Origin of the sequence: Photobacterium sp. SP02, assembly GCF_038519165.1 — a bacterium.
GTDB lineage: Bacteria > Pseudomonadota > Gammaproteobacteria > Enterobacterales > Vibrionaceae > Photobacterium > Photobacterium halotolerans.
On record NZ_JASJOJ010000048.1, the window covers coordinates 1 to 25,639 of the forward strand.

Consider the following 25,639-nt stretch of genomic DNA (forward strand, 5'->3'; position numbering starts at 1 on the left):
TGACGTGGTCACGGTTTTACCCGGAGAAAGCTTGCCTGCCGATGGGATAATTGTGTCTGGGAACAGTGTGGTCGACGAGTCAATGCTGACCGGCGAACCGCTCCCCGTCCGCAGAGGCAAAGATGATACTGTGTATGCTGGCACCATTAACGGTGACGGTAACCTGACCGTAAAAGTCACTCAGGACCGCCAGCACTCCCTTATTTCGAACATCATTCGTCTTCAGGATGAAGCACAGGCAACGAAGCCAAAAATTGCCGAAATTGCCGACGTGGTAGCCCGCTATTTTGTTGCTGTGATTCTTATCATTGCTGCAGGGACCTGGCTTTACTGGCACCAGGTAAAACCCGATGATGCGCTATGGATTACGCTGGCTGTGCTGGTTGCCACCTGCCCTTGTGCTCTGTCACTGGCGACACCAACTGCGCTGACTTGCGCGACATCGCGGCTGGGTCGTTTAGGCATTCTGCTTCGGCGCGGGCATGTTCTGGAAACACTCTGCAATGTGAACCAACTGGTTATTGATAAAACCGGCACCTTAACGGAAGGCAATGTCAGAGTCATCCAAACAGTCTGCTTTGACAATTACGATGAAACAGAGGTCCTGAGCATCGCTGCCGAGCTTGAACGCTTTGCAAACCACCCTATCGCCCGGGCTTTTGCTGGTTATCGAAATGCAGCCTTTTCCTTTGATGAGGTTGAGAACGAGATCGGCTTTGGCCTCAAAGGCATGAGAGAGGGAAATGAATGGCGAATCGGAAAGCAAGCTTTTGCGTTGAACGGCCAAGACGCCCCTTCCCCAAATCAGGACTTTCAGGTCTGGCTGACCTGTAACGGTAAAGCTATCGCCGCTTTCCAGTTGGATGATCCCATCCGACACGACAGCCAGTCTCTGGTCAGTGCCTTTCAGGCCGAAGGGATCCAGGTCACCATGCTGACGGGAGATAACTCCGACAATGCGGTTCGCGTGGCAAAAACGCTTGCTGTAGACAAGCTGATTAGCGGTGCGACCCCGCAAGGTAAACTCGATTACCTCAACAGTCTTGCCAACGATCAGGTCGCCCTGATGATTGGTGACGGCGTTAATGATGCACCGGTGCTGGCTGGCGCTCATCTGTCACTTGCGATGGGTGGAGGTACGGATGTTGCCAAATCGTCTGCAGATATGGTTTTACTTGGCGATCACTTAAACCGAGTGCTGGAAGCCAGACGCCTGGCGATGAAAACCAAGAAGATCATTCGGGAAAATCTATCGTGGGCATTAGGATATAACCTTGTTATTCTGCCTCTGGCTGTTGCCGGACTGGTTGCCCCTTATATTGCCGTATTAGGCATGTCTGCCAGCTCCATCATTGTTGTCTCTAATTCACTGAGGTTATTGAAAGAAGATGGCTAGCCTGTATTTACTCATCCCGATTGCGATCCTCTTCGTCTGTATTGCCGTTGCCATTTTTATCTGGGCCGTCAAATCAGAACAGTTTGAAGACCTCGAAAGACAGGGATACGACATCCTGTTTGATGAGAATGAAGAGAAGCAACCCGCGCAAAAAACGGATGATGAACAGACAGGCAAGGAAAAACAGTGAACACAGATTTCTTCGCTGCTTTTGTTATTGGCCTGCTGGGTGCAGGCCATTGTCTGGGAATGTGTGGCGGTATCGCTGCCGCTATTACTTTAGGTATGCCAGGCCAGCAACAAAGCCGCCGTTTTCCATACTTGCTCTGCTATAACGCCGGACGCCTGATTTCTTACGCAGCAGCCGGGGCTGTTATAGGTGGTGCGGTGGCAGGTATGGCAACGTTGAGCGGATTAAGCGCTGCGCTCCTTTTCCTGCGCATTTTCGCCGCAGTGATGATGATTCTTCTCGCCCTGTATATTGGCCAGTGGTGGCAAGGGGTAACCAAAATTGAAGCTCTCGGCCAATCACTCTGGCGTTTAATCTCACCTTTAGCCAAGTCGATGTTACCGCTCAAGTCTCCCCTGGCAGCCTTTCCGTTTGGACTGGTATGGGGCTGGTTACCCTGCGGATTAGTCTACTCGATGTTAAGTTGGGCCGCTGTGGCTGGCAATGCAGGCTCAGGTGCCGGTGTCATGCTGGCCTTTGGCCTGGGAACGCTGCCTGCCATGCTGTTAGTAGGCAGCTTTGCAGAAACGCTTAAACAATGGCTTTCCAATCAGATATTTAAAAAAACCAGTGCATTACTGTTATTGGCATACGGCATTCATACAGGTTATGTTGCAATCACACAATTTTCCTAATGTTTTATACTCGTCATTGCGAATAAGAGTGTGGTAGAGTGACCCGAGTATCCGAACTTGGTCAGGCCACAGTTTATGAATTCAGATAAAATCTCCACAAAACGCATTCAATCCGGTGGATGTGCTATCCATTGTCAGGATTGCAGTATCAGTCAGTTATGCATCCCATTTACTCTCAATGACGCAGAGTTAGATCAGCTGGACAGCATTATTGAGCGTAAAAAGCCTATCCATAAGGGGCAGGAGTTATTTAAAGCCGGGGACGAGCTGAAAGCGCTGTACGCTATTCGCTCAGGCACAGTGAAAACCTATACCATCACCGAGCAAGGCGACGAACAAATTACCGCTTTTCATTTAGCTGGCGACTTGGTGGGTTTTGACGCTATCAACGACCATAAACACCAAAGTTTTGCCCAGTCTCTTGAAACCTCTATGGTATGCGAGATTCCGTTTGAAACACTGGACGATCTTGCCGGTAAGATGCCTAAGCTCAGACAGCAAATTATGCGTCTGATGAGCAGTGAAATTAAAAGCGATCAGAATATGATCCTGCTGCTCTCTAAGAAAAATGCCGAAGAGCGTCTGGCAGCGTTTCTCTATGATTTGTCATGCCGTTTCTCAGAACGTGGGTTTTCTGCCCGCGAATTCCGGCTGACTATGACTCGTGGAGACATTGGTAACTATCTGGGGCTGACGGTTGAAACCATCAGCCGTCTGTTGGGCCGTTTCCAAAAGTCCGAAATCATCGGCGTGAAAGGCAAGTACATCACGGTTCTTGATCGTGAGCAGTTAGCTCAGCTTGCAGGTGCGACTAATTGTAAATAGTTTTATTAAAATTGATGGGCTTGATGCCCATCAATTTTTACTGTAATTCCTCTTCAAAGTCCTCCATTTCCTCGCAGCAATCCGTTACAGTGAATATACTAATCTGAATACAAACAGTTTTTCAGATCTGGTCGATTGCGAATCCGTTGAGACAGGGGGCAGTTATGAACTCATACAAAAACATCCTCGTAGTGGCCGATCCACTGCAAGACAACCAACCGGCTTTGTCACGCGCAGTACACCTCGCTGAAAAAAGTGAGAATGTTCACATCACTGTATTCCTTGCCATTTACGATTTTTCTTACGAAATGACATCCATGCTTTCGTCGGATGAGCGCCAGGCCATGCGGCGCGGCGTAATCCAACAGCGCGAAGAATGGTTAAAAGACATTATCCGCCCTCATGTCAGTGCCGGTGTTGATATCGACATCCTTGTTGTGTGGCACAATCGGCCCTATGAAGCCGTTATCGCCGAGGTGTACAGCCATCATCATGACCTACTGATAAAAGCCACTCATAAACACGACAAAATCGGCTCTGTTATTTTTACCCCTACCGACTGGCATTTATTGCGCAAATGTCCATGCCCTGTGCTTTTGGTTAAAGAGCACAGCTGGCCCGAAAACGGTAAGGTACTGGCTTGTGTCAACTTAGCAGCCGAAAGTGATACGCACGAAACACTGAACGATAAAATCATCAGCGAAGCGAAGAACATGGCAGAAGTACTGGTTGCCGAAGTCAATCTGGTCAATGCCTACCCTGCCACCCCGGTTAACATTACGATTGAATTACCTGAATTTGACCCTGCAACCTACACAGATGCGGTTCGAGGCCACCATCTGACCTCAATGAAGGCACTGAGGCAAAAACACGGTATTGATGCAGAGAAAACCCATGTCGTCGAAGGATTGCCTGAAGACGTCATTCCAAAAGTGGCAGAAGAGTTAGATGCAGAACTCGTTATACTGGGCACTACAGGCCGGACCGGGCTTTCTGCTGTCTTTATTGGTAATACTGCTGAGCACACCATTGACAGCCTTAACTGCGACTTACTGGCCCTCAAGCCAGATGGCTACATCAGTCCTCTGGATCCAAACCAATAAACATGCTCTGAAAGGCGCGCCTGCAACCTTCAGGCGTGCTTTTCACCTGCAACAATCGTTTAAACTGCCATTCACCCGCTTAATTATCAATTAAGATCAAAATCACGCTGGAATCCGACGCTGGAATCCGTATCATACCCGCCATGAAATTTGCCAGTGAGAACAAGTCGCGAACCTTGCTCACGGTAACCTTTACCGATGATATTTCATGACTGCATCTATCATCGTGCTCAATGCATTTACCGTTGGTTGACAGCGTGATTCAATCGACGCGAAAGAGAGAAGCAATGACTCAGAATCAAGAGCTTACAAAGGCACAGAAATACAACTTCGATAAACTGCAAAAGAAACTGCGCCGGAATACGGGTCAGGCGATTGCTGATTTTAATATGATCGAAGATGGTGATCGCATTATGGTTTGCCTGTCTGGTGGTAAAGACAGCTATACCATGCTGGAAATGTTGAGCAGCCTGCAGCGCAGTGCCCCTGTCAGCTTTGAACTGATAGCAGTGAACCTTGATCAGAAACAGCCTGGTTTCCCTGAACATATCTTGCCCGAATATCTTGAATCGCTTGGTGTTCCGTACAAGATTGTGAATGAAGATACGTATTCAATCGTCAAAGAGAAAGTGCCGGAAGGTAAAACGACCTGCTCTCTCTGCTCCCGTCTGCGTCGGGGTATTTTGTACCGCACGGCAAAAGAGCTGGGCGCGACCAAGATTGCGCTGGGGCACCACCGTGATGACATGCTGGAAACGCTTTTCCTGAACTTGTTCTACGGCGGCAAAATGAAAGGTATGCCGCCTAAGCTGGTCTCAGATAACGGTGAGCACGTGGTAATTCGCCCGCTTGCCTATTGCCGCGAAAAAGATATTGAACGCTATACCGAAATGAAAGCGTTCCCGATTATCCCATGCAACCTGTGTGGCTCGCAGCCAAACCTTCAGCGTCAGGTGATCAAAGAAATGTTGCGAGACTGGGATAAACGCTATCCGGGCCGGATTGAGACAATGTTTACTGCAATGCAAAACGTCGTCCCCTCACACCTGGCAGACTTTGACCTGTTTGACTTCAAGTCAATCGACAGGGAATCAGGTGCAATTAACGGTGGTGATATCGCTTTCGATAAAGAAGACTTACCAAGCTCACCTGTCGCTGCCGAAAGTACCGGTGAATTTGATCCGGGCGAAAAATTGGATATCTTGCAGGTTAATTAACTGATACGCCTATGAAAGCCGCAAACATTGCGGCTTTTTTAATGCGTTCATTATTTTTATCGGCAGAAATACTTGCCAGACATATTGCATATCGAATGCGGCATTCAGAACATATGCAGCCAAAAACACTATAAACCAGCCCAAAAACATCACAACATATAAAGATCTGTTAACAAAAAACCAAAAAAATTGCTAAGAACAGTCTGGTATATGGCAGTTTTATCCGTATCATACTATAGATACCTATACGTTCAGGTACTCGCAGAGATACGCAACGTTATTCTGCTCAGTAATACGTTGCACAATATGATTCTCGCTCATAGCCAGCTATTCCTACGAATGATTTCTATCGGTTACCGAGCAGTTTCTTGTTGAGTGACATCTCCACGCTCTGACTTTACAAGCGAGCCTGAAACTGAGTGAGGTCCAATCAAGTCTGTAGCCGTCCTGCACGCTACTAAGTCAATATAAAGGATTAAAAATGACTTACTATCAGAAACTGGAACAACACGCTAAAAAGCTTTCCAAGATTTCTCATTTATCCGCTATCTGCAGCTGGGATCAGGCTGCGAAAATGCCAGAAGGCGGAAATGCCGCGCGCTCCGAAGCAATGGCTGAACTGGCACTTATCCATCATGAACTCGCAACAGCCCCTTCTCTGACTGAATGGTTCGCCAAAGCCGAAACCGAATCTTTATCTAAAGAGCAAAAGATCAGTCTGCAAGAGATGAAGCGTTCCTGGCAAATGGACAATATTCTGCCGGCTGATCTGGTGGAGAAAAAATCGCTCGCCGGTTCAAAGTGCGAGCATGCCTGGCGAACGCAACGCAAAGAAAATAATTGGCATGAGTTTAGCCAGAACCTTGAAGCCGTTGTTCAGCTGGCCAGAGAAGAAGCGCAGATTCGAGCAGAAGCAACGGGGCTAAGCCGTTATGACGCTATGATGGATCTGTATGAACCTGGCATGACGTGCGAGAAAATTGATTCTATATTTGGTCAGGTGAAAACATGGCTGCCCGCATTGATTCAACAAGTCAGAGCGAAACAAGCCAGTGATCAGGTTATTACTCCTAAAGGCCCTTTCCCGATAGCTCAACAGAAAGCATTGAGTCTGGATATCATGGGCAAATTGGGATTTGATTTCAGACACGGCCGGTTGGACGTGAGTACGCACCCGTTTTGTGGCGGTGTGCCGACCGATGTCCGCATTACCACCCGGTATGATGAAGCTGACTTTACCAGTGCACTCATGGGGGTTATCCACGAAACTGGCCATGCCCGTTACGAGCAAGGACTCCCTGAGCAGTGGCATGGATTACCTGTGGGTCAGGCACGCTCAATGGGCGTTCATGAGTCACAAAGCCTGTTTTTTGAAATGCAGCTTTCGCGCAGTAAGCCTTTTATTGAAATCCTCGCCCCGTTAGCTCGCGAAGCATTTGACCGTAATAACGACAAGGCGCTGAGCACCGACAATTTGGCATTGTTCAGTACCCGGGTCGAACCTGGCTATATCCGAGTCGATGCCGATGAAGTGACCTACCCTGCACACATCATTTTACGTTACGAAATTGAACGCGATTTGATTGAAGGAAAAATTGAAGTAGCAGATATCCCTGAGTTGTGGGACAAGAAGATGACCGAGTATCTTGGGTTATCGACCAAAGGTAACTTTACTGACGGGTGTATGCAGGATATCCACTGGACAGACGGCAGCTTTGGCTATTTCCCGTCTTACACTCTGGGTGCTATGTATGCGGCTCAGTTCATGGCAGCCATGCGACGTGAAATGAATGTGGAAAACCTCATTCGTGAGCGCAACCTTCAGCCCATCTTCAACTGGCTAGACAGACATATCTGGAAAAAAGCCAGCTTCCTTTCAACAGACAACCTGCTGAAAGAAGCGACCGGCGAAACCCTGAATCCGGATCATTTCAAAGCACACCTTGAAAGTCGCTACCTCGAGGACTAACTACCGAGCAGACTAACGTGACAAGGTTGTAAACAAAAAAGGGCCTGACGGCCCTTTTTTATACCATGCTGATTTCCAGCACAGTATTGATGGCACTGCCATTCCATTTGTACACATAATGATTGGACTGACAAACCTTGCTGACCAGGTTTGGCTTGTACAAGGCAAAACAATCATGGCCCTGGTGCCGTACGGAGTGATACAAAACACCGTCTTGTCTTGCTTCCTTCATCGTTATCGCCTCAGCCTGAGAATGCGCATAATTCGTGGGGTGGTAAAGCGCAGAATCCAGATACGTCTTCTCTGTAAAATCAACCAAAGCGGCAGAAAACCACGCCTGTATACTCCTCATCTGGATATCCTGTGATGGCTCCTGGGTATAGCCCAGTATCCGCTCCATGTGATAGCTCGTTTCTTTGATCGCCGTATTAATATCCCTTGCCGCATAATACGCGCCAAAGTCCGCGGTATTAAAACGGCCCCCATCGGGGTTTACATGGGTAAAGGCGGCCATCACGTAGCTGCAGTGAGGAATACCAACCAGCCTTTCCTCGACCGGCACACGAGCAAACTGTCCCGTTTCCTCAGCCAGACGAGGGTTGGTCAGAGCTTCAACGGCAAAAATAGCTTCCAGTTGATCAGGCTCAGCGACATCTTCATACAGATTAATTGGCGGATACTTGGAGGGAATTAATCGATAGCATGGCTGCTCCCTGAATGGCTTGAGAGTGTATGCGTTCTGCATGTCAGGACCGTCCTCCGCGCCAGGCGTTCAACCGTGTAGCCACTTCGTACAAATCGGCAACCTTACCCTGGTCCATCACTTCCATCGCACTTCGCCCGGCAAAAAACGGGTGTGAATTAGGCTTCTGCACCCATTGATAAACACTGTCTTCATGGGTAAATAAAATGCGCAGGCATTTATGAATATTCAGTATGTAGCTCATCCGCTCCAGCAAGTCTTTAGACACTTTGGCCGACTCAGGGCTGGCACGGTATTTGTTTAGTGTTGAGCGGCTTGATAAACCAAGCAGAGCCATCTGCTGATTCTGGCTGCAACTCCACTTATCCAGAATGTTGAAAACGACTGGCAGTACCTTATTGCCTGCATGTTCAATCGGCTCATTCGCCGCCACGGTACGGGTGTTCATGATCACCGCCTCAGATTGTCCATTTATGGACTTAGTTTAGCATTAAGTCTATAAATGAACAAAATACTGAGACTGTAGATATCAAGCGACTTATCAATGTAAAACAGAGACTGGGCTGACCAACGCCGTGATCAGCCCTAGATAGCGAGAAGTTATTGCGGGGATGATTCCAGCCAGGGCGTAATGCGAATTGCTGGTGATGGTAAGGTCAACACAGTATTTTCAGGGAGTTGCTTGACTTTCACAATCGCTTTCCCCGCTTCGATGGGGATCACGGTATCGTCAGAAACAGTGATAACACCCGTCTCCGTGTAAGCAAAATGCATCACGACACCGCTGACCTCTGGCATAAACCAGGATGAAAACATCCCACCTAAATCATTTAAGAGTATGTCCATTTGTGGCAGCAGACTATCCAACGCTGCTTTGTTGATAGCTAACCCTAAAGGCTTGCTGACGATAACCTGCATAGACACATCACAGGTGATTCCGTCATCTATCACAAAAGTAACGTCAGGATTCGCCTGTCGCAAGTTATTGTCGATTGGCACTACCAGGGCGTTATCGGCAGGAATGACGAGCTCTTCATAATGCTCTTCTTTTTGCATCCAGCCTTTGCGGACAGTACAGGTTTCACCGGTTTGCTGATTGATCAGATACAAGGCAATGTTCACATCAGGGTGAGACTCAGCAACATTATGCTTGAGTTTGCCGAAAAGATTGCTGTAGCGCATCTCAATGTTCTGTGCCCAGACATTACCGGAAAGAGCGACCAGGCCAGAAGTAAGAAGAAAGGTCTTGATAATAGAAGTGCTCATCAACGGTTAGCCCTGTTGCCAAAATTGTTTGTTATGACGAATCATACCCTGGATTTCGTCCACGTATTCCTGTCCACGTTCAGAGTATCGGTGCAGTCCTTCCGCAAGCTTTAACCCGGTAACGGGTTGACCTGCCGCACGCTCGTTAGCTCTGATATCCCTAAGCTCCGCATAAGCGCGATTGCGGTTCACATTCATAAAATAAGCGTGAACCGACTGAGCCGCATCAGAGAAAACGGCAACTTCATGCTTTGCGCCTTCTCCTCTGGCACTGGGAACCAGGCCACAGCCTTGGGTGTAGCACCACTGTCCAAAATAATTATGTCCTTCGACGGCAAACCGTGACGTCCCCCATCCCGATTCATTGGCCGCCTGACTCAAAACCAGCTCTTCAGGGATCATATCTACGCGAAACAGCATGGCATCCAGCCAGGACTCGGTGACAGCGTCACCAGTAAGCTCGCGATTGTAAGCATCGCCGAGCTGGCGGGCTTCACTGAGATCGTTTGGGCTGATCGCCTGCCCGACTTTCAGCTGGGTTTGAATGGCCAGTAAAAAAGAACGTTCCTGACTGACTCTGGCATTCTCTTGCTGCACAAACGGACGTAAGAACGTGAAAAATGATTGCTTCTTAAGGTTCACGTCTTCCATAACGTTAAAATCTGGCCGGGTGGCTTCATCTGGGGTGTTCACTGCTTGCTTTTCAGGCTCAGCGCAACCTACAAATAACAATGTGCATCCGGCAACCGCAAAGTGTCTGACATTTTTTATCACGCGTTAAATACCTTGCTTTCTTCTTCTGTTTTATTGCCTTGATCTTCCCCGTCACCGCCTTTATCGACTGTCGTGACCTGCAAGGTAATGCCGAACAAATTGCGGTAGACAATTGCTTTCACGTTAAAGAAGAAAGGAATTGTCCAGATCAGCCCGATGCCTGCGGTAGCAAAAGAGATGAAGAACAAAACCAGCACCGCCAGAAAAATGGCAGATAGAGGCAATATTTTACGGAATGTGGCCACGACAGAGTACTGGATCGCTTTTAATGGGCTGACACGCTTTTCACACACCAGTGTGATCGTCATGCTGAAAGCCATAGTTAAAAACAGCCCAATTAACGGGAACAATGCGTTACCTATGCCCTGCAGCGAGGATGTCAGCAACATAGTGACAACAGACACCACGGCAAAAGGAAAACCTTTCACCAAATAGCGCGGCTTAGTTGGCAGGCCAACTGCATGGTTCAGCGCCATCAGGCTGACACCGGCATACAAAGGGGCGCTTAATACATCCGACCAGAAATTGGCCATAAAACCCGCTTCAACGATTTCTGGTGTAATGCCTTCGCCACTGACAATGGCATCAAAGAAAATAGCAGGGTTACCCAGTTGCACTTGCAGCGCGATCAGCAAGAGAGCAAGCTGCGCTAAAAACAGCCCTGCAATTGCTGGGAAGAAAGTCAGAAAATGCTTTGCCGTCACCTTCCAGGCTTCTTGAAGTACCGCAACAGACTGTAAGTCTGCTTTGCCTGACAGCGCCTTTTCGATTGAGCCGCCAACCTGAAGACTTTTATTACTCATGCAGATAGTTGATTCACATTAAATTAGAACAATGGGCCCGATTGTACGCTACCGCTTGCGCTAAACAAATCGCGTCATGGTTAAAAAATGCTTCAATGCCTCAAAATGGTGGAAATTTATCGTTCAATTTAGGGTTTTGTTCAGATTTCATCTAAGCTCAGTAGTCAATTTGCAATCTAAATTCTGCATTATTAGCCTTGAAAATCCTCAGATAATGCGATGAACTCCGTTGAAATCATTTGCAAAACTGATAAACGAAAAAGTCAGCTGTACAACATAAAAAATACTTTGAATTATACCTATGGGGGTCTATCATCCGGCTCCTGAAATTGACCAAGAAAATGCAGGCAGATATTTGCAGGCACGATGTGGAGACCAGGTAGAGTTGAACACAAACATCACATCCAAAGAACCGGTTATTCAGCTCAAAGGGCTGAGCAAGAGCTTTGACGGTAAAAAGATTATCGCCGGGTTAGATCTCAACGTGAATGACGGTGAGTTTTTAACCATTTTAGGCCCCTCCGGCTGTGGTAAAACCACTGTCCTTCGCCTTATCGCTGGTTTTGAAGATGCTGACCAGGGGCAGATTATTATTGCCGGTCAGGACGTGACTGCCGTTCATGCAGAACAGCGGCATGTTAATACTGTATTCCAGAGTTATGCCTTATTCCCGCACATGACGGTGTTTGAAAATGTTGCCTTTGGTCTGCGCATGCAAAAAGTGCCAGAGCAAGAGATCAAACCACGTGTGATGGAAGCTTTGCAGATGGTTCAGCTGGAGCAGTTCGCTCCTCGTCAGCCACATCAGTTATCCGGTGGTCAGCAGCAACGTGTTGCCATAGCGCGAGCTGTGGTGAACAAGCCGAAAGTTCTGCTGTTGGATGAATCGCTTTCTGCGCTGGATTACAAGCTCCGTAAGCAGATGCAACTGGAGCTGAAACAGCTGCAGCGTCGTCTGGGCATTACTTTTATCTTCGTCACACATGATCAGGAAGAAGCACTGTCAATGTCAGACCGCATTATCGTTATGCGTGATGGACGTATTGAACAAGACGGCACACCGCGTGAAATTTATGAGGAGCCAAGCAACCTGTTTGTCGCCCGCTTCATCGGTGAAATTAATGTGTTCGATGCCACTGTGGTTGAGCGTATTGACGAAAAACGTATCAAAGCTATTGTCGAAGGCCGTGAAGCAGTGATCCATTGTGATCTTGATGTGCAGCAAGATGCGCCACTTAAAGTGCTGCTTCGCCCTGAAGATATCCGTCTGGAAGAAATCAACGAAAACGAAGAAAGCTGGGGCCTGATGGGCCATGTGCGTGAGCGTACCTATAAAGGGATGACGCTGGATTCAGTTGTTGAGATCGAAACGGGCAAATCTGTCATGGTGAGTGAATTCTTTAACGAAGATGATCCGGATGTAGACCACTCCCTGGATCAAAAAGTAGCTATCACCTGGGTTGAAAGTTGGGAAGTGGTACTGGCTGATGACGAAGAAGCTTAATCTGCAAAATATCATCATTTCGGTGATTGTAGGATGGTTACTGGTTTTTGTATTCATCCCGAACCTGATGATTATTGGCACCAGTTTTCTGACTCGTGATGATGCGAATCTGATTGATTTAACCTTCACGCTGGAAAACTACGCACGCTTGTTTGACCCTTTGTATGGTCAGGTGATGCTGCATTCGTTCTATATGGCTGGCATGGCTACTGTCCTATGTCTGCTGGTGGGTTATCCGTTTGCCTACAGTATCGCGAAAATGCCGGCAAAGTGGCGTCCGTTCATGCTGTTTCTGGTGATCGTACCGTTCTGGACCAATTCACTGATCCGAACTTACGGCCTGAAAATCATGTTGGGCACCCAGGGCGTTTTCAACAGCAGCCTGATGGCCATAGGGATTATTGATAAGCCCCTGCGCATTATGTACACAGAGTATGCGGTAATGATTGGCCTGGTTTATATCTTGTTGCCATTCATGGTGCTGCCCTTGTATTCCGCCATTGAAAAGCTGGATAACACTTATATCGAAGCCGCCCGCGATCTGGGCGCGAACAAGGTTCAGACGTTTATTCGTGTTATCGCACCATTAACAATGCCAGGCGTGATTGCGGGCTGCCTGCTGGTCTTTTTGCCGGCAATGGGTATGTTCTACATTTCCGACCTGCTCGGCGGTGCCAAAAACCTGCTCATCGGTAACGTCATTAAGAGTCAGGTACTGAATGCGCGAGACTGGCCGTTTGGTGCGGCAACTAGTATCGCCCTGACTATTTCGATGGCAATTCTGCTGTATGCCTATTACCGGGCTGGCAAGCTACTCAACCGTAAAGTGGAGTTGGACTAACTGTGGGACGTTTTTTCAAAGTCAGTCTGATGTCGGTAGTGTACGCATTCCTGTACATTCCCATCATTATTCTTATCGTTAACTCATTCAACGCCAGTAAGTTTGGGATGAAATGGGGCGGCTTTACCACCAAGTGGTATGAGCAGCTTGTGAACAATGACAGCTTGATGCAGGCGGCCTGGCACTCACTGAACATTGCCGTTTACTCTGCAACGGCCGCTGCCATTATTGGCAGTCTGACTGCCGTTGCCCTGTTCCGTTACCAGTTCAAGGGTAAAAGTTTTGTCAACGGCATGCTGTTTGTGGTCATGATGTCACCAGATATCGTGATGGCAATATCGCTGCTGGCACTTTTTATTCTTATGGGTGCGAAACTGGGATTCCTGACACTGCTGCTGTCTCATATCACTTTCTGTCTCCCATTCGTTGTGGTGACAGTGTATAGCCGTTTAAAAGGCTTTGATGTGAAAATGCTGGAAGCTGCCCGTGATTTGGGCGCCAGTGAATGGGTCATACTGAAACAGATCATCCTGCCACTGGCTAAACCTGCTGTCTTTGCTGGTTGGTTACTCAGTTTTACCCTGTCACTGGATGATGTGATTGTCAGTTCTTTCGTAACAGGACCTACGTATGAGATCCTGCCGCTGAAAATTTACTCTATGGTAAAAGTGGGTATTTCACCGGAAGTCAATGCACTGGCCACTGTCATGTTGATCGTGTCGCTGACCCTGGTTGTACTGTCGCAAGTCATTGTGCGGGACAAGACGAAATAAGTTGCGTTTAATTTTATCTGCATGATAATCGTACCGAAATACGGCCGAGGAAACCCGGCCGTTTACGCAGGAGACAAAGGTTTGACTCCTGTTATATTAACCATCCCAGCAGGGATTTTGGAGTTATCACATCAATGAAAAAATGGTCCGCGTTTCTGGCCAGCGCCGCATGCGCCGCTACTCTGGTATCTGGTAGTGTCAATGCAGCCGATGAAGAATTAGTCTTTATGAACTGGGGTCCGTACATTTCTACGGAACTACGTGAACAGTTCACTAAAGAAACGGGCATTAAAGTCATTTATTCGACTTATGAGTCGAACGAAACCATGTATGCCAAACTGAAAGCGCACCCGGAAGGATATGACCTGGTTGTTCCTTCAACCTATTTTGTCGCCAAAATGCGCGATGAAGGCATGCTGCAGAAAATCGACAAGTCGAAACTGAGCAACTTCAAAAACCTTGATCAGAATTATCTGAATAAGCCGTTCGATCCGAACAACGAATACTCTATACCTCACGTTTTGGGTATCACTGGCCTTGCCGTGAACACTGAAATGTATGATCCGGCTGACTTTGACAGCTGGGAAGATCTGTGGGATCCGAAATATCGTGGCCAGCTGATGCTGATGGATGATACTCGTGAAGTTCACCATATCGCCCTGAAGATTCTGGGTTACTCGGGTAACACCACAGATCCAAAACAAATCGCTGAAGCTTATGAAAAGCTGAAAGAGCTGATGCCTAATGTACTGGTTTTCAACTCGGATAACCCGGCTGCACCTTATATGGCTGGCGAAGTTGGCTTAGGCATGCTGTGGAATGGCTCAGCAGCGGCGGCTCAGCGTGAAGGTCTGCCAATTGAACTGGTTTGGCCAAAAGAAGGCGGCATTTACTGGGTCGATAACCTATCAATCACCAGCAATGCGAAAAATATTGAAGCCGCTCATAAGATGATCGACTTCCTGCTGCGCCCGGATGTTGCCGCGAAAATTTCAGAAGAAACCGGTTATCTGACAGGTGTTGAAGCATCAAATGCGAAGTATAAAGACAACCCGACTCTGTTCCCGCCTAAAGAGGAATTGGAACGCGGTGAGTTCCAGAATGCTGTGGGTGACGCCAACATTCTGTATGAAGAAAACTTCCTCAAGCTGAAAGCTGGTCAATAAGCGCTTTCTTTAGGCAACCAAAATGATTTGGTTGCCTTTTTTCTTATCCCCTCTGCTATACTCTCCCACTGATTCTTTAATGAATTCCATACGTTAGTAATGGGTTAATATCTCATTCTGACATGTTTTGTCATCTGAAATGACACACCCTGTCCGCAAGAGAGGTGGGCATTGCTATAGCTACCAGAATGCTATGTAGGGCTTCTGAAGTTAGGAGTAACTCAATGAAAAAATGGTCTTCAATCATGGCCGGCGGCCTGTTTGCCATGTCGCTAACATCACATTCAGCGCTGGCTGCAGACGAAGAGCTGTATTTCTACAACTGGTCTGAGTATATCCCAGCCAGTGTGCTGGAAGCGTTCACCAAAGAAACCGGTATCAAAGTCATCTATTCGACGTATGAGTCGAATGAGACGATGTACGCTAAATTGAAGACCTACGGTTCAGGTTACGATCTGGTCGTGCCTTCTACATATTACGTCTCTAAGATGCGTGACGAGAATATGCTGAAGAAAATCGATAAATCTAAACTGTCGCATTTTAAAGATCTGGATCCTAACTTCCTGAATAAACCTTTCGACCCAAGCAATGACTACTCGATTCCGTACATCTGGGGCGCGACAGGTATTGGCGTGAACACAGATCTGGTCAATGCCAAAGAGATCACTGGCTGGAGTGACTTCTGGGACAGTAAATGGCAAGGCCAGCTAATGATGATGGACGATGCACGTGAATTCTTCCACATCGCATTGCGTAAGCTAGGTTACTCAGCCAACACAGAAAACCCTGACGAAATTAAAGCCGCTTATGAAGAACTGAAAAAGCTGATGCCCAACGTGCTGGTCTTTAACTCAGACTACCCTGCTAACCCTTACATGGCCGGAGAAACCTCTTTGGGTATGCTATGGAATGGTTCTGCCTACATGGCAAGACAGGAAGGCGCCCCAATTGATATCGTTTGGCCTAAAGAAGGTGCCATTTTCTGGATGGACAGCCTGGCAATTCCAGCCGGCGCGAAAAACGTCGATGCCGCACATAAGATGATCGACTTTTTGCTCAAACCCGAGAACGCAGCAAAAGTTGCACTGGAAATTGGTTATCCAACCCCTGTTGCAACGGCCAAAGATAAGCTGCCAAAAACATTTGTGGATGACCCGAGCATCTACCCGCCACAAGCTGTAATGGATGCTGGTGAGTGGCAGGACAGCGTCGGTAATGCGGTATCACTGTATGAAGAATATTACCAAAAACTAAAAGCTGGCCAGTAAACAACCTATAAGGCGTCGTTAGACGCCTTATTTTTTAGCTTTACTTGTCTATGAACGCACTTGAGAATATCAATCTGCTAGTCAGCTGGCGTTAGCAACTCATCGACGAGCTCAGGGACAATTTTTGACGCAGGCCCATAGCGTTTTTCATCAAATTCACTTTCCACAATACTGGGCTCTAAGTTGAGCTCAAGAGTGTGTGCTCCGTGCATTGCAGCCTCATGAACAAAGCCCGCCGCCGGATAAACTGAACCTGATGTACCAATAGCGATAAAGAGATCGGCCGCAACCAGCGCAGAATAAATCTTATCCATTGATTGCGGCATTTCTCCGAACCAGACAACATTAGGCCTTAACGGCGCCGGAATCTGGCAACAGTGGCAACTGTCATCCAGTGAAATATCACCAGCCCACTCAATAGTTTGACCACTTTGACTGCACTGCGCTTTCAGTAACTCCCCGTGCATATGAATGACATTATAGCTACCCGCTTTCTCATGCAGATTGTCTATGTTCTGGGTAATCACTGTCACCGTACCGTCGAGTTCATTTTCCAGACGTGACAACGCATAATGCGCAGCATTGGGTTGAACAGTCCCGCTTTCTAATTGCTGACGGCGCTGGTTGTAGAAGGTTTGCACCAGTTCAGGATCTCTTTTAAACCCTTCCGGTGTTGCTACATCCTCGATACGGTGGTTTTCCCACAGTCCATCCTGGTCACGAAAGGTTTTGATCCCCGACTCGGCTGATATCCCGGCCCCAGTGAGGATCACTATATTTCGATAGGGAAAATGCATCTTTCCTTGCCCTTGTTAACGTTTACCACAGTTATACCATCGACCGGACAGCAATATAACTCTTACCTTGTCAGACAATAGTCGTAAGTGGATTTCATACGACTATTTGTTGATGTGAGATTGATATAAACCTTGTCACATAAAAAGTTATAGTGCATCAAGCAATACCACTAATCTTGTAAATAAGAATATGAAGGATGATTCTCTTTGCACGACATGTTGTTTTGTCATTAGGCCATTTTCTGGATTTTATTATCAGAACCATTAATAAAATAGTTTATGTATCTTTGTGAAACACGATGAAAACTTTGAAGTATTTAGGCAACTTTGAATAGTCTCGTCTATGCTTCACCTGTATCACAAAAACAATGGAGTGATGGAAATGAAGCAAAAAGCATTGGCATTATTAGTAACAACACTGTTAGCTAGCCCGGCTGCACTTGCCGTAACTCTGGAAGAAGGTACGCAAGAATTCGGCTTACAAGGTAGTATGGATTTTGACTATGTTGATGATTATTTATTCCTTTTAAATACCACCTACGGTTATTTTGTGAAAGATGACTGGGAAATCGGCGGTGTTTTGGATGTAAATATGAGTGACAGCACCAAAACCTTCCAGCTTGGTATGTTTACAGAATACAACTTCACGAACGACAGCAACTGGGTTCCTTATCTTGGCGCTGCTGCTCAGCTCGCTAACCTATCGGCAGATGAAGACGATGACATTGATTTTGATATAGAAGATGTCACTGCGTTGAATATTAAAATCGCAGGTGGTGTGAAATACTTCATCAACCCGCATGTTGCCATCAGTGCAGAAGTGAACTATAACATCGCAACCGACGATATCAGCGTCACAAAAGACGGCGTTGAGGACAGCTTCACCAGATTCATTTTTGGTACAAGATTCTACTTCTGACAGCTCCGACCCATACAACGCTGCAGCAATGTGGCGTTGTAGTTTCTATACGTTATATCCCTTTTCGCTTTATTGACCAGCTTCAGCCTCACATCTCACCTTATTGTTTTATACCTCAATCCAATATCTTCAAAAAATCACCACAAAATTTTTCAGGCACTGTATCAAAAACCAGACAAGTTAAACAAACCAGTCTTGCTATACCTTAAAAAAACACAATAAGAATGTATTGCTGGGTTCGATCAGACTAAGGTTAGCAGGCCGATTATGAGAAACGCTTACCCGTTGTTGGTTTTATCATTCCAGTTACTGACAGGCTGTGGCTCCATGTCTGTTACCAATGATACGCACAATGAAGCCTTCCAAAAAGCATTGCTGCTGGTTGCGAGTAAAAGTCAGCGATGCCCTATTCCGGAAGATGTCATTGATGGTCGCTATCTGGCAACAGGCTTACCTTCTGATTATTCGCCCCCACCCTTAACTGAGTTATCAATGATCAAAGAAGAGAGTCTCTGGCAAATTCTCGCAAAAGAAAGCGTTCTTCCGGTACCAAATAACGCAAGAGTGCGGAACTATAAACAGTGGTACCTGAGCCGTCCATTACATATCAAAACAGTATCAAAGCGTGCTCAACCCTTTCTTTATTACATCTACCAAAACGCTCAATCTCGTGATCTGCCTATCGAACTTGTTTTATTGCCTTTCATCGAAAGTGCATTTGACCCCTATGCCTATTCAAACCAAGGTGCAGCTGGGCTGTGGCAAATCACGAAACCAACAGGTAAATCATTCGGACTGCAATTTCGGCCAGGATATGACGGCAGGCTCGATATTATTGCATCGACTCAGGCTGCACTTGATTTACTGGAATATCTTCATCATAAATTCAATGGTAACTGGCTGCATGCCATTGCCGCTTATAATTCCGGTGAAAGCAGAGTTCGCAAGGCAATCAAAGCCAACAAAGCGCTGGGTAAACCAACCGATTTCTGGTCGTTAGCATTACCACGGGAAACAGAGCACTATGTCCCTAAACTGCTGGCATTAAGCCAGATAATCAAAGAAGAAAGCCATAGCTCTCTTCCTTTGGTATACATACCCAACAGCCCTGTATTGACGTCAGTGACGGTAACACAGCAAGTGCCCCTTGCTCAGATTGCCAATGATGCAGGTCTGACCGGAAAAGCACTGTATCTGCTTAACCCGGGATACTCCTCCGGGCTAACATTAAGACAGGAACAGAGTCAGTTACTCATACCTAAAAAACAGCTCAATCACTTTTATCAGCAGCCTGAAACATTACACTATGTCAAAAACAAATACAGCGTCCGACATATTGAACCTGGCGATTCCTTATATAAACTGGCCACGTTAAACAACACATCGGTCAGTGATATAAAGCAAGCTAATCAGCTAGTGAATAATAAAATACATGCTGGTCAGCTTTTGCTTATTCCAGTCAAATAACATTTATTCCGGAGCCCTGCCATTCACAAACTGCCAGGCTTGATTAATTTCCCAATCAGGCTGCATGGCTAATTTCATCACTTCACCCATATTGATTAACAACTTTACGTCTGACTGATTATGCGACAGTGCCAGGCCGACAATCACCCCGGCGAGTAAACAAGCCGGAGCAATAAGGCTACGAATCGCCATCAGGCTTGTCAGTGCCAACACCATCAGGATAGTTGCTATATACAAATGCCCTGGTAATTGCGTAAAAAACGCAACATAAATAGCAACAGCCTGAATCATTGCACCCACAACTAAAAATACGATTGTCATTAATTCACCACAAATAAATATTTTTATCTTATTTTTTATGAGTATAGACACATAATTCGTCATAGTATGAAATTCTGATCATCATTTTTTTATGTGAATTTTTTTCGACTTATACTGCAATTCTCAGCCTAATTGTTAAAACGAACTATACTGAAAATAAAGAAAGTGCCTTTCCAGCAATAACGAAAGGACCATAACAATAGCGAGAAGTCACCTGGAGGGAGTATCCATGCATCATAACGAAATGATTGTACCAAGCGCCTTTGGCCTAATCGGTCGGACAGCAAGTGTGGCCGGTTTTATTTTAGCAGCAGGACTGCTGTTGATGATCTTTTAAACTCTACTCACTGACGCAACCAACTGAACGTCGACTGCCTGAGCACAAAGCTGGCGTTCGGGCTCGAATGCATTGATAGCCGCAGACAGCAACTGGCATCAACCACACGAAATAAAATTTGGGTACTCAGCCAGCAATACTGACAGAGTACCCATTAGCATGCAGTTTCCCTACCGCTTATAATATCTGGCTCTTCTACACGCACAGATGGGTGATTCAGCAGAGCTGTTTACAGCTCAAAGGTCTCGGATAATACCCTAGTATGTGATTTGTTGCATCACTTTTGTTTTCGCCTCTGAATCAAATCAGTGTTCTGCCACATTTTCAGCTGGCTAGACCATTTACTCTGTTGATATCAGGTAAACTATCAGGATTACGATGATCTAAGGTAGTTCCAACTCAATGTTTTTAGATTCTTACTTCGCCGAGCATAATGGTGCTTATACATTTACCCGCGAACAAGCCAGCCATTTTGCCAAAAAAGTCGCTGGCGATTTCAACCCAATCCACGATGCCGATAACAAACGCTTTTGCGTTCCGGGTGATCTCCTCTTTTCTGTCATGCTGGCAAAAACAGGATTGAGCCAGAAAATGCGTGTGGAATTTGCAGGTATGATCACCGATGGCGTTGCCCTGGCTATCAACACAAAATCATCCAACGATTTGTCACTCGTCGATGAAAAAGGCAAAGAATACCTTCACGTCCTTCGCGAAGGTGAAATCACTCACAATGCCAGCCTTATCGAAACAGTGACCAAGAATTATGTGCAATTTTCCGGAAAGAATTTCCCGCACATCATGGTGCCTTTGATGGAATCCAAGCAGGTAATGATCAACCCTGCCCGCCCACTGGTTATCTATGAAAGCATGGAGCTGGAATTCAGCCGGCTGGACCTTGAAGCGCCAACCGTTGAGCTGACTGATTCCATTCTCGAATCTGACGGTAAGCGTGGCAGCGTAACACTGGCATTCAGCTTTACAGAGCACGGTGAAGTGGTAGGTGAAGGCCGCAAACGTATGCTGATGAGTGGCCTTAAGCCATACTGCCAGAACGACATTGATGATCTGGTCGCCCGCTTTAACGCCAGAAAAGAAGCTTATCAGGCTGCATAATCTGGCAAATGTGTCTGGAAACCTTAAACCGCTTCTAGACACATTTTACTCCGCCTGCTACATTTCATGCACTTAACACCCATTTATGACTTTGGAGGACACAAGATGATTGTATTAACGACTCACTGGGCACAGAAACAGGCAAAGAGCCAGTAAGCGAAAGAGATAACAGGACACACTCCCCCGCTTCTGCCCTTCCCTCTTCTATTGCCCGGTTCTGAATAACCGGGGACATATTGCCCCTGAATTTTACCGTTTCAGATAATGACGCCTGTGCTGCGTCAGGGGTAAACACATCATGACAACAACGATTTCTACACCAACATATTCTTTGCAAGAACTTGGTTGGAAACCTTATTTTCAACAGCAGCTGTCTCTCGACGAATGGGATCAGGTGAAACCAGCCCGGATATGTGCCTTACACAGAAACCGACTGGACGTTTTCTCAGAGCACGGCCACTTGTCGATACCTGTACTGCCTAATATGCCTGAACTCGCTGTCGGAGACTGGGTATTACTGTCTGGCGAAAACCATTTTGTCCGTCTGCTGGAGCGCTTTTCCCGTTTCTGGCGAAAAGCCGCAGGTAGCAAAATCGAAGAACAACTCATCGCCAGCAATGTCGATACCGTTTTTATCGTCTGCTCACTGAACCAGGATTTTAATCTCAGTCGTATAGAGCGCTATCTGGCGCTTGCGCACCAGTCTGGTGTTGAGCCGGTTATTGTTCTGTCTAAGGCCGATTGTGTTGACGATCCCACCCTTTTCGTCGAACAAGTACGTCACATCGATAACATGTTGTTGGTTGAGTACGTCAATGGATTAGACAGTGACAGTGTCGCCAAACTGGCGCCTTGGTGCAGAACAGGAAAAACGGTTGCTTTCCTGGGCTCATCGGGTGCGGGAAAATCCACTCTGGTCAATACCCTGCTTGCCACTGAAGCACAGCAAACAGCCAGTATCAGAGAGGATGACAGTAAAGGCAGACATACCACGACCGCAAGATCTCTGCACCTGATGCAAGGCGGTGGTCTTCTGCTCGACACACCAGGTATGCGTGAACTCCAGCTGGCCGACTGCAGTGAAGGGCTGGCAACCACCTTCGCGGATATCGAAACGCTGGCAGAACAATGCCGGTTTGGCGACTGTGCTCACCAGTATGAGCCTGGCTGCGCCGTGCTGGCAGCCATTGAATCCGGCGCGCTTGAAGAGCGCAGGTTACGCAATTATCTCAAGCTGAACCGCGAAGTGACCTTCAATACTGCCAGCATTGCAGAGAAACGTGCCAAGTCGAAACAGCTGGGCCGCATGTATCGTACGATACAAAGCACTAACCGCAAGCATAAAAACCGGGAGTAACTCACGGCTAAAACAACAACGCCCTCTATAATGAGGGCGTTTTATCAGGGTGAAACAGCCTTACTGTTCAGTGATCAGCGAACTTTCAGGTGAGGCAACATCGGTTTCGCGGTGTAGCCTGATGGCGGCCAGCGGACCGGTCAGCAATGTGAAGACCATCAGCAATGAAACGGGTACGGCCGTAATCACAATAAAAGATTGCAGGGCATTCAATCCCCCATCACCGGCCAGCAGTAATACTGCGGCCACGGCCCCCATTGCGATCGCCCAGAACAAACGATGCCCTCTGGCCGGTTCATTCTTACCTGAGGTCACCATAGCAATGGCATAAGCCATAGAATCCCCGGTTGTAACAACAAAAGTTGTCGTCAGCACCAGAAAAGCCGGAATGAGCCATTCGCTGAAAGGCAGCTGAGACAAGGTTGCCAACAGCACTGCAGGCAAGCCCCCTTCACTTAAGGGTTCTGAAATAACACCAGGTTGAGTCAGTTCAAAATAAATGCCTGATCCGCCCAGCACAGTAAACCAGAAGTGGGTCACCAGAGGCGCACCAATAGCCACTGTCATAACCAGCTCCCGAATACTGCGGCCAACCGTGATGCGGGCAATGAAGATTGCCATCATAGGCGCGAAGCCGATGAACCACCCCCAGAAAAACCATGTCCACCAGGCGTTCCAATCCGGAGAAGCGTTTGTCAGGCTCATCGCAGGAAAGTGCTGGATATAAACAGTCATCGCCTCGGCAAACTTTTCAAAGATGAAACCGGTTGGCCCCAGCAGCAACATCACTACCAGCAGCAATACGGCGACTATCACATTAAAGCGACTCAGCCACTGCAGCCCCTTATCCATTCCTGTCGCTGCAGATAAAGAATAAATCGTGACCACGACCGCCAGTAAACCGATCTGAGTCAGTACCGAGTTATCGAGTCCGGCGACAACATGCAGGCTGTAACCCAGTTGTGAGGCTAAAAAGCCTATCGGACCGATTGTGCCCGCGGCGACGGCAAGGATTGAGCTTGCATCAATTACCGAACCCAGCCAGTGATTTTCCAGTCGGTCACCCACCAGCGGATACAGCAAAGCTCTCGGTCTGAGCTTGATCCCTTTCTGATGATGCGCATACATCAGCACGATTGTTGCCAGGGTACCCAGCACCGCCCAGGCCAGAAATCCCCAGTGTAAAAAGCTTTGGCTCAGCGCAGGCGCAACCGTTTCTGGCTGACGCGCCGCCAGGCCATCAAAGGCTGGCGGCGTGGTAACAAAGTGGTAAATAGGCTCAGCGGCAGACCAGAATACACCGCCACCAGCAAGCAGAGTACACATGATCATGGCTGTCCAGCGAAACTGACCGATTTCAGGTCGCTTGGTATTACCGAGCTTTATTTTGCCCAGGGGCGACAGCGCCAGACACAGTGCAAGGATAAAATTCAGTACCATCAGCCATTGCCAAAAGTAACCGAAGTTAGCGGTTGAAAGCGCAAAAAGGGATTGGATGGAAGAGGATACCCATGACAGGTCTACCAGCGCAGCAATCAGGAACAGACTGAGGAAACCAATGGTTAGAGCTGAAACCATTTTATCAGCACTATTTCGTTCGTAGGTTTGCATAAAATTCTCACCAGTTGTGTGAGGGGACGCACATTACCAGCTTGGAAACAGTAAATCTAACGCAATTGCTCAAATTAACCACAAAAAACAGCCAAAGAGGCGCAAGTGGTGAATTAACGAACAGTCAAAAATCCCTGCATTGAATTTCCTTGCATTCTGAAAAAAGTTTGAACTCGAATTAATTTCTCATAACCAGACCCGTCAGATCTGGTTATATTCAAGGGTATCTGAAGCTATGGTTTGACTTGTTGGCAAATGGCTTCAGCGAGATAGTGTGTATTCAGGTTTCGCGTCACCAGAGAGGTTTCCATTTTTCCGCTCGCCACCACATCCAGCCAGTGAGCAATCATGGCGGTAAAGCCTTTACTATCGAGCATGGGGGTCCAGTCTGGCAGCGCCAGCGTCTGTTCACGACCCTCATTCCATTGCTTACCCGTTGCCAGAGAATCAAAATGACAGGTCAGGTTCTCATAATTGATCGTCACCTGTTCTGCAGTTACGCCATTGAGCCGGTTCATTGACGCCTGAAAAATGGCTTGATCAAGCTGCCACTCAACGTCCAGTCGCGCCAGCTTTCCCTGGTGAGACTGAGTCACAATATGCAGGTCATTGTCACTCACCTGACCGGAAAGATTCACGCTGTCCAGCGCATGGATAAAATCATCAAATACAAAGGTTCGGGTATCACCGGGCAGATTCAGTCGGTGTTTCTGCCATTTCAAACCCAGTAGTTTCTTACTCTCAGTCACTGATGCGTCACTCAGATAAGGCTTTATCAGCGGTAAATATCGGCGATTAAAACCAAGGAACAATGGGCATTGTTTTTCTTCGGCCAATTCATAAAGCGTTTCACACTGCTGGTAATTATCGGTAAGAGGCTTATCAACGAAAACGGCGATGCCTTGATTGAGAAAAAAGCGCGCAATATCAAAATGGGAAGAGGTCGCGCTGTGGATCATGACACCGTCTACGCCCTGCGCCACCAGCCCGCGATAATCCGTCACCGCATCCTGAATTCTGTGTGTTCGGGCAAGTTGCTGCAGTGTGTCTGCATTGCGGGTACAGAATACCAGCTCAAGATCCGGCCATTGAGTGAGCACGGGCAAATACGCTTTGCGAGCTATGTCCCCTAAGCCAATAACGCCAATCTTCATCATTTCTCCTTGTTAAAGCCCAAATAGCCGATACAAAAAAGCCCTCGTCTGTGACAAGGGCCTGATTTGTTGATTTGCAAACAACACGTGA

General features: G+C 47.2%; 25 protein-coding genes. 16 read left to right on the top strand and 9 right to left on the bottom strand.

The window, feature by feature from the left end; genetic code table 11:
* The 7 genes from P0Y67_RS17150 to P0Y67_RS17180 all read left to right on the top strand — a co-directional run.
* Positions 1–1,396: heavy metal translocating P-type ATPase (locus P0Y67_RS17150; protein ID WP_342392872.1), on the top strand; the 1,396-nt coding region annotated here is incomplete at its 5' end.
* A complete protein-coding gene (gene ccoS, locus P0Y67_RS17155; RefSeq protein WP_342392873.1) occupies positions 1,389–1,586 on the top strand; it encodes a cbb3-type cytochrome oxidase assembly protein CcoS in 198 nt (65 codons plus the stop codon). The genes P0Y67_RS17150 and ccoS, both read left to right, overlap by 8 nt.
* Positions 1,583–2,260: a sulfite exporter TauE/SafE family protein gene (locus P0Y67_RS17160; protein ID WP_342392874.1), complete on the top strand. Its 678-nt coding sequence runs from the start codon at positions 1,583–1,585 to the stop codon at positions 2,258–2,260. The genes ccoS and P0Y67_RS17160 overlap by 4 nt, the downstream gene beginning before the upstream one ends.
* 75 nt (positions 2,261–2,335) lie before the next feature.
* Positions 2,336–3,085, top strand: coding sequence for an FNR family transcription factor (locus tag P0Y67_RS17165; RefSeq protein WP_027252224.1), 750 nt, complete (start codon positions 2,336–2,338; stop codon positions 3,083–3,085).
* A 164-nt stretch (positions 3,086–3,249) separates the two neighbouring features.
* Positions 3,250–4,188, top strand: coding sequence for a universal stress protein UspE (gene uspE, locus P0Y67_RS17170; protein ID WP_337113535.1), 939 nt, complete (start codon positions 3,250–3,252; stop codon positions 4,186–4,188).
* Positions 4,189–4,475: 287 nt separating this feature from the next.
* Complete coding sequence (ttcA, locus tag P0Y67_RS17175; protein ID WP_342392875.1) at positions 4,476–5,405, top strand: tRNA 2-thiocytidine(32) synthetase TtcA; 930 nt, start codon at positions 4,476–4,478, stop codon at positions 5,403–5,405.
* Between the two features lie 481 nt (positions 5,406–5,886).
* Positions 5,887–7,374 carry a carboxypeptidase M32 gene (locus P0Y67_RS17180; protein ID WP_342392876.1) on the top strand — a complete coding sequence of 496 codons (1,488 nt, stop codon included), beginning with the start codon at positions 5,887–5,889 and terminating at the stop codon, positions 7,372–7,374.
* Positions 7,375–7,432: 58 nt separating this feature from the next.
* Here P0Y67_RS17180 and P0Y67_RS17185 read toward each other — a convergent pair whose 3' ends face one another.
* The 5 genes from P0Y67_RS17185 to P0Y67_RS17205 form a co-directional block, all read right to left on the bottom strand.
* Positions 7,433–8,119: an RES family NAD+ phosphorylase gene (locus P0Y67_RS17185; protein WP_342392877.1), complete on the bottom strand. Its 687-nt coding sequence runs from the start codon at positions 8,117–8,119 to the stop codon at positions 7,433–7,435.
* A 1-nt stretch (position 8,120) separates the two neighbouring features.
* Positions 8,121–8,525, bottom strand: coding sequence for an MbcA/ParS/Xre antitoxin family protein (locus P0Y67_RS17190; protein ID WP_342392878.1), 405 nt, complete (start codon positions 8,523–8,525; stop codon positions 8,121–8,123).
* Between the two features lie 152 nt (positions 8,526–8,677).
* Positions 8,678–9,343 (bottom strand): DUF2987 domain-containing protein, encoded by a 666-nt coding sequence (locus tag P0Y67_RS17195; protein ID WP_342392879.1) that lies wholly within the window; start codon positions 9,341–9,343, stop codon positions 8,678–8,680.
* A 6-nt stretch (positions 9,344–9,349) separates the two neighbouring features.
* Positions 9,350–10,036, bottom strand: a complete 687-nt coding sequence (locus P0Y67_RS17200) for a glucosaminidase domain-containing protein (protein ID WP_342392880.1) — start codon at positions 10,034–10,036, stop codon at positions 9,350–9,352.
* Between the two features lie 77 nt (positions 10,037–10,113).
* A complete protein-coding gene (locus P0Y67_RS17205) occupies positions 10,114–10,920 on the bottom strand; it encodes a hypothetical protein (protein WP_342392881.1) in 807 nt (268 codons plus the stop codon).
* A 385-nt stretch (positions 10,921–11,305) separates the two neighbouring features.
* On the opposite strand from P0Y67_RS17205, the gene potA reads away from it, so the two are divergent.
* The 5 genes from potA (at position 11,306) to P0Y67_RS17230 (ending at position 16,472) form a co-directional block, all read left to right on the top strand.
* A complete protein-coding gene (gene potA, locus P0Y67_RS17210; RefSeq protein WP_342392882.1) occupies positions 11,306–12,424 on the top strand; it encodes a spermidine/putrescine ABC transporter ATP-binding protein PotA in 1,119 nt (372 codons plus the stop codon).
* Entirely contained in the window at positions 12,408–13,265 is an 858-nt protein-coding gene (potB, locus tag P0Y67_RS17215) for a spermidine/putrescine ABC transporter permease PotB (protein WP_342392883.1), read from the top strand. Before potA ends, potB begins: the two co-directional genes overlap by 17 nt.
* A 2-nt stretch (positions 13,266–13,267) precedes the next feature.
* A complete protein-coding gene (potC, locus tag P0Y67_RS17220; RefSeq protein WP_342392884.1) occupies positions 13,268–14,038 on the top strand; it encodes a spermidine/putrescine ABC transporter permease PotC in 771 nt (256 codons plus the stop codon).
* A 134-nt stretch (positions 14,039–14,172) separates the two neighbouring features.
* The gene (locus P0Y67_RS17225; protein ID WP_342392885.1) at positions 14,173–15,204 is read left to right on the top strand and encodes an extracellular solute-binding protein; all 1,032 of its coding nucleotides are present in this window, start codon (positions 14,173–14,175) and stop codon (positions 15,202–15,204) included.
* A 245-nt stretch (positions 15,205–15,449) separates the two neighbouring features.
* On the top strand, positions 15,450–16,472 hold the full coding sequence (locus P0Y67_RS17230; protein WP_342392897.1) for an extracellular solute-binding protein: 1,023 nt from the start codon (positions 15,450–15,452) through the stop codon (positions 16,470–16,472).
* 77 nt (positions 16,473–16,549) lie between these two features.
* Here the strand turns inward: P0Y67_RS17230 and cobB are convergent, their stop codons facing one another.
* Positions 16,550–17,269 carry a Sir2 family NAD+-dependent deacetylase gene (gene cobB, locus P0Y67_RS17235; RefSeq protein WP_342392886.1) on the bottom strand — a complete coding sequence of 240 codons (720 nt, stop codon included), beginning with the start codon at positions 17,267–17,269 and terminating at the stop codon, positions 16,550–16,552.
* 382 nt (positions 17,270–17,651) lie between these two features.
* On the opposite strand from cobB, the gene P0Y67_RS17240 reads away from it, so the two are divergent.
* Both P0Y67_RS17240 and P0Y67_RS17245 read left to right on the top strand, forming a co-directional pair.
* Positions 17,652–18,188: an outer membrane beta-barrel protein gene (locus P0Y67_RS17240; RefSeq protein ID WP_036759451.1), complete on the top strand. Its 537-nt coding sequence runs from the start codon at positions 17,652–17,654 to the stop codon at positions 18,186–18,188.
* A gap of 327 nt (positions 18,189–18,515) precedes the next feature.
* The gene (locus P0Y67_RS17245; RefSeq protein WP_342392887.1) at positions 18,516–19,655 is read left to right on the top strand and encodes a transglycosylase SLT domain-containing protein; all 1,140 of its coding nucleotides are present in this window, start codon (positions 18,516–18,518) and stop codon (positions 19,653–19,655) included.
* A gap of 3 nt (positions 19,656–19,658) precedes the next feature.
* Here P0Y67_RS17245 and P0Y67_RS17250 read toward each other — a convergent pair whose 3' ends face one another.
* Positions 19,659–20,039: a hypothetical protein gene (locus P0Y67_RS17250; RefSeq protein WP_342392889.1), complete on the bottom strand. Its 381-nt coding sequence runs from the start codon at positions 20,037–20,039 to the stop codon at positions 19,659–19,661.
* A 676-nt stretch (positions 20,040–20,715) separates the two neighbouring features.
* Here P0Y67_RS17250 and P0Y67_RS17255 point away from each other — a divergent pair.
* Together P0Y67_RS17255 and rsgA are read left to right on the top strand one after the other, a co-directional pair.
* Complete coding sequence (locus tag P0Y67_RS17255; RefSeq protein WP_342392890.1) at positions 20,716–21,426, top strand: DUF3581 domain-containing protein; 711 nt, start codon at positions 20,716–20,718, stop codon at positions 21,424–21,426.
* A gap of 298 nt (positions 21,427–21,724) precedes the next feature.
* Positions 21,725–22,783: a ribosome small subunit-dependent GTPase A gene (rsgA, locus tag P0Y67_RS17260; protein WP_342392891.1), complete on the top strand. Its 1,059-nt coding sequence runs from the start codon at positions 21,725–21,727 to the stop codon at positions 22,781–22,783.
* A 60-nt stretch (positions 22,784–22,843) separates the two neighbouring features.
* On the opposite strand, the gene P0Y67_RS17265 is transcribed toward rsgA, so the two are convergent.
* Together P0Y67_RS17265 and P0Y67_RS17270 are read right to left on the bottom strand one after the other, a co-directional pair.
* Positions 22,844–24,394, bottom strand: a complete 1,551-nt coding sequence (locus tag P0Y67_RS17265; protein WP_342392892.1) for a BCCT family transporter — start codon at positions 24,392–24,394, stop codon at positions 22,844–22,846.
* A gap of 233 nt (positions 24,395–24,627) precedes the next feature.
* On the bottom strand, positions 24,628–25,548 hold the full coding sequence (locus P0Y67_RS17270) for a Gfo/Idh/MocA family protein (protein ID WP_342392893.1): 921 nt from the start codon (positions 25,546–25,548) through the stop codon (positions 24,628–24,630).
* Positions 25,549–25,639: the final 91 nt, after the last annotated feature.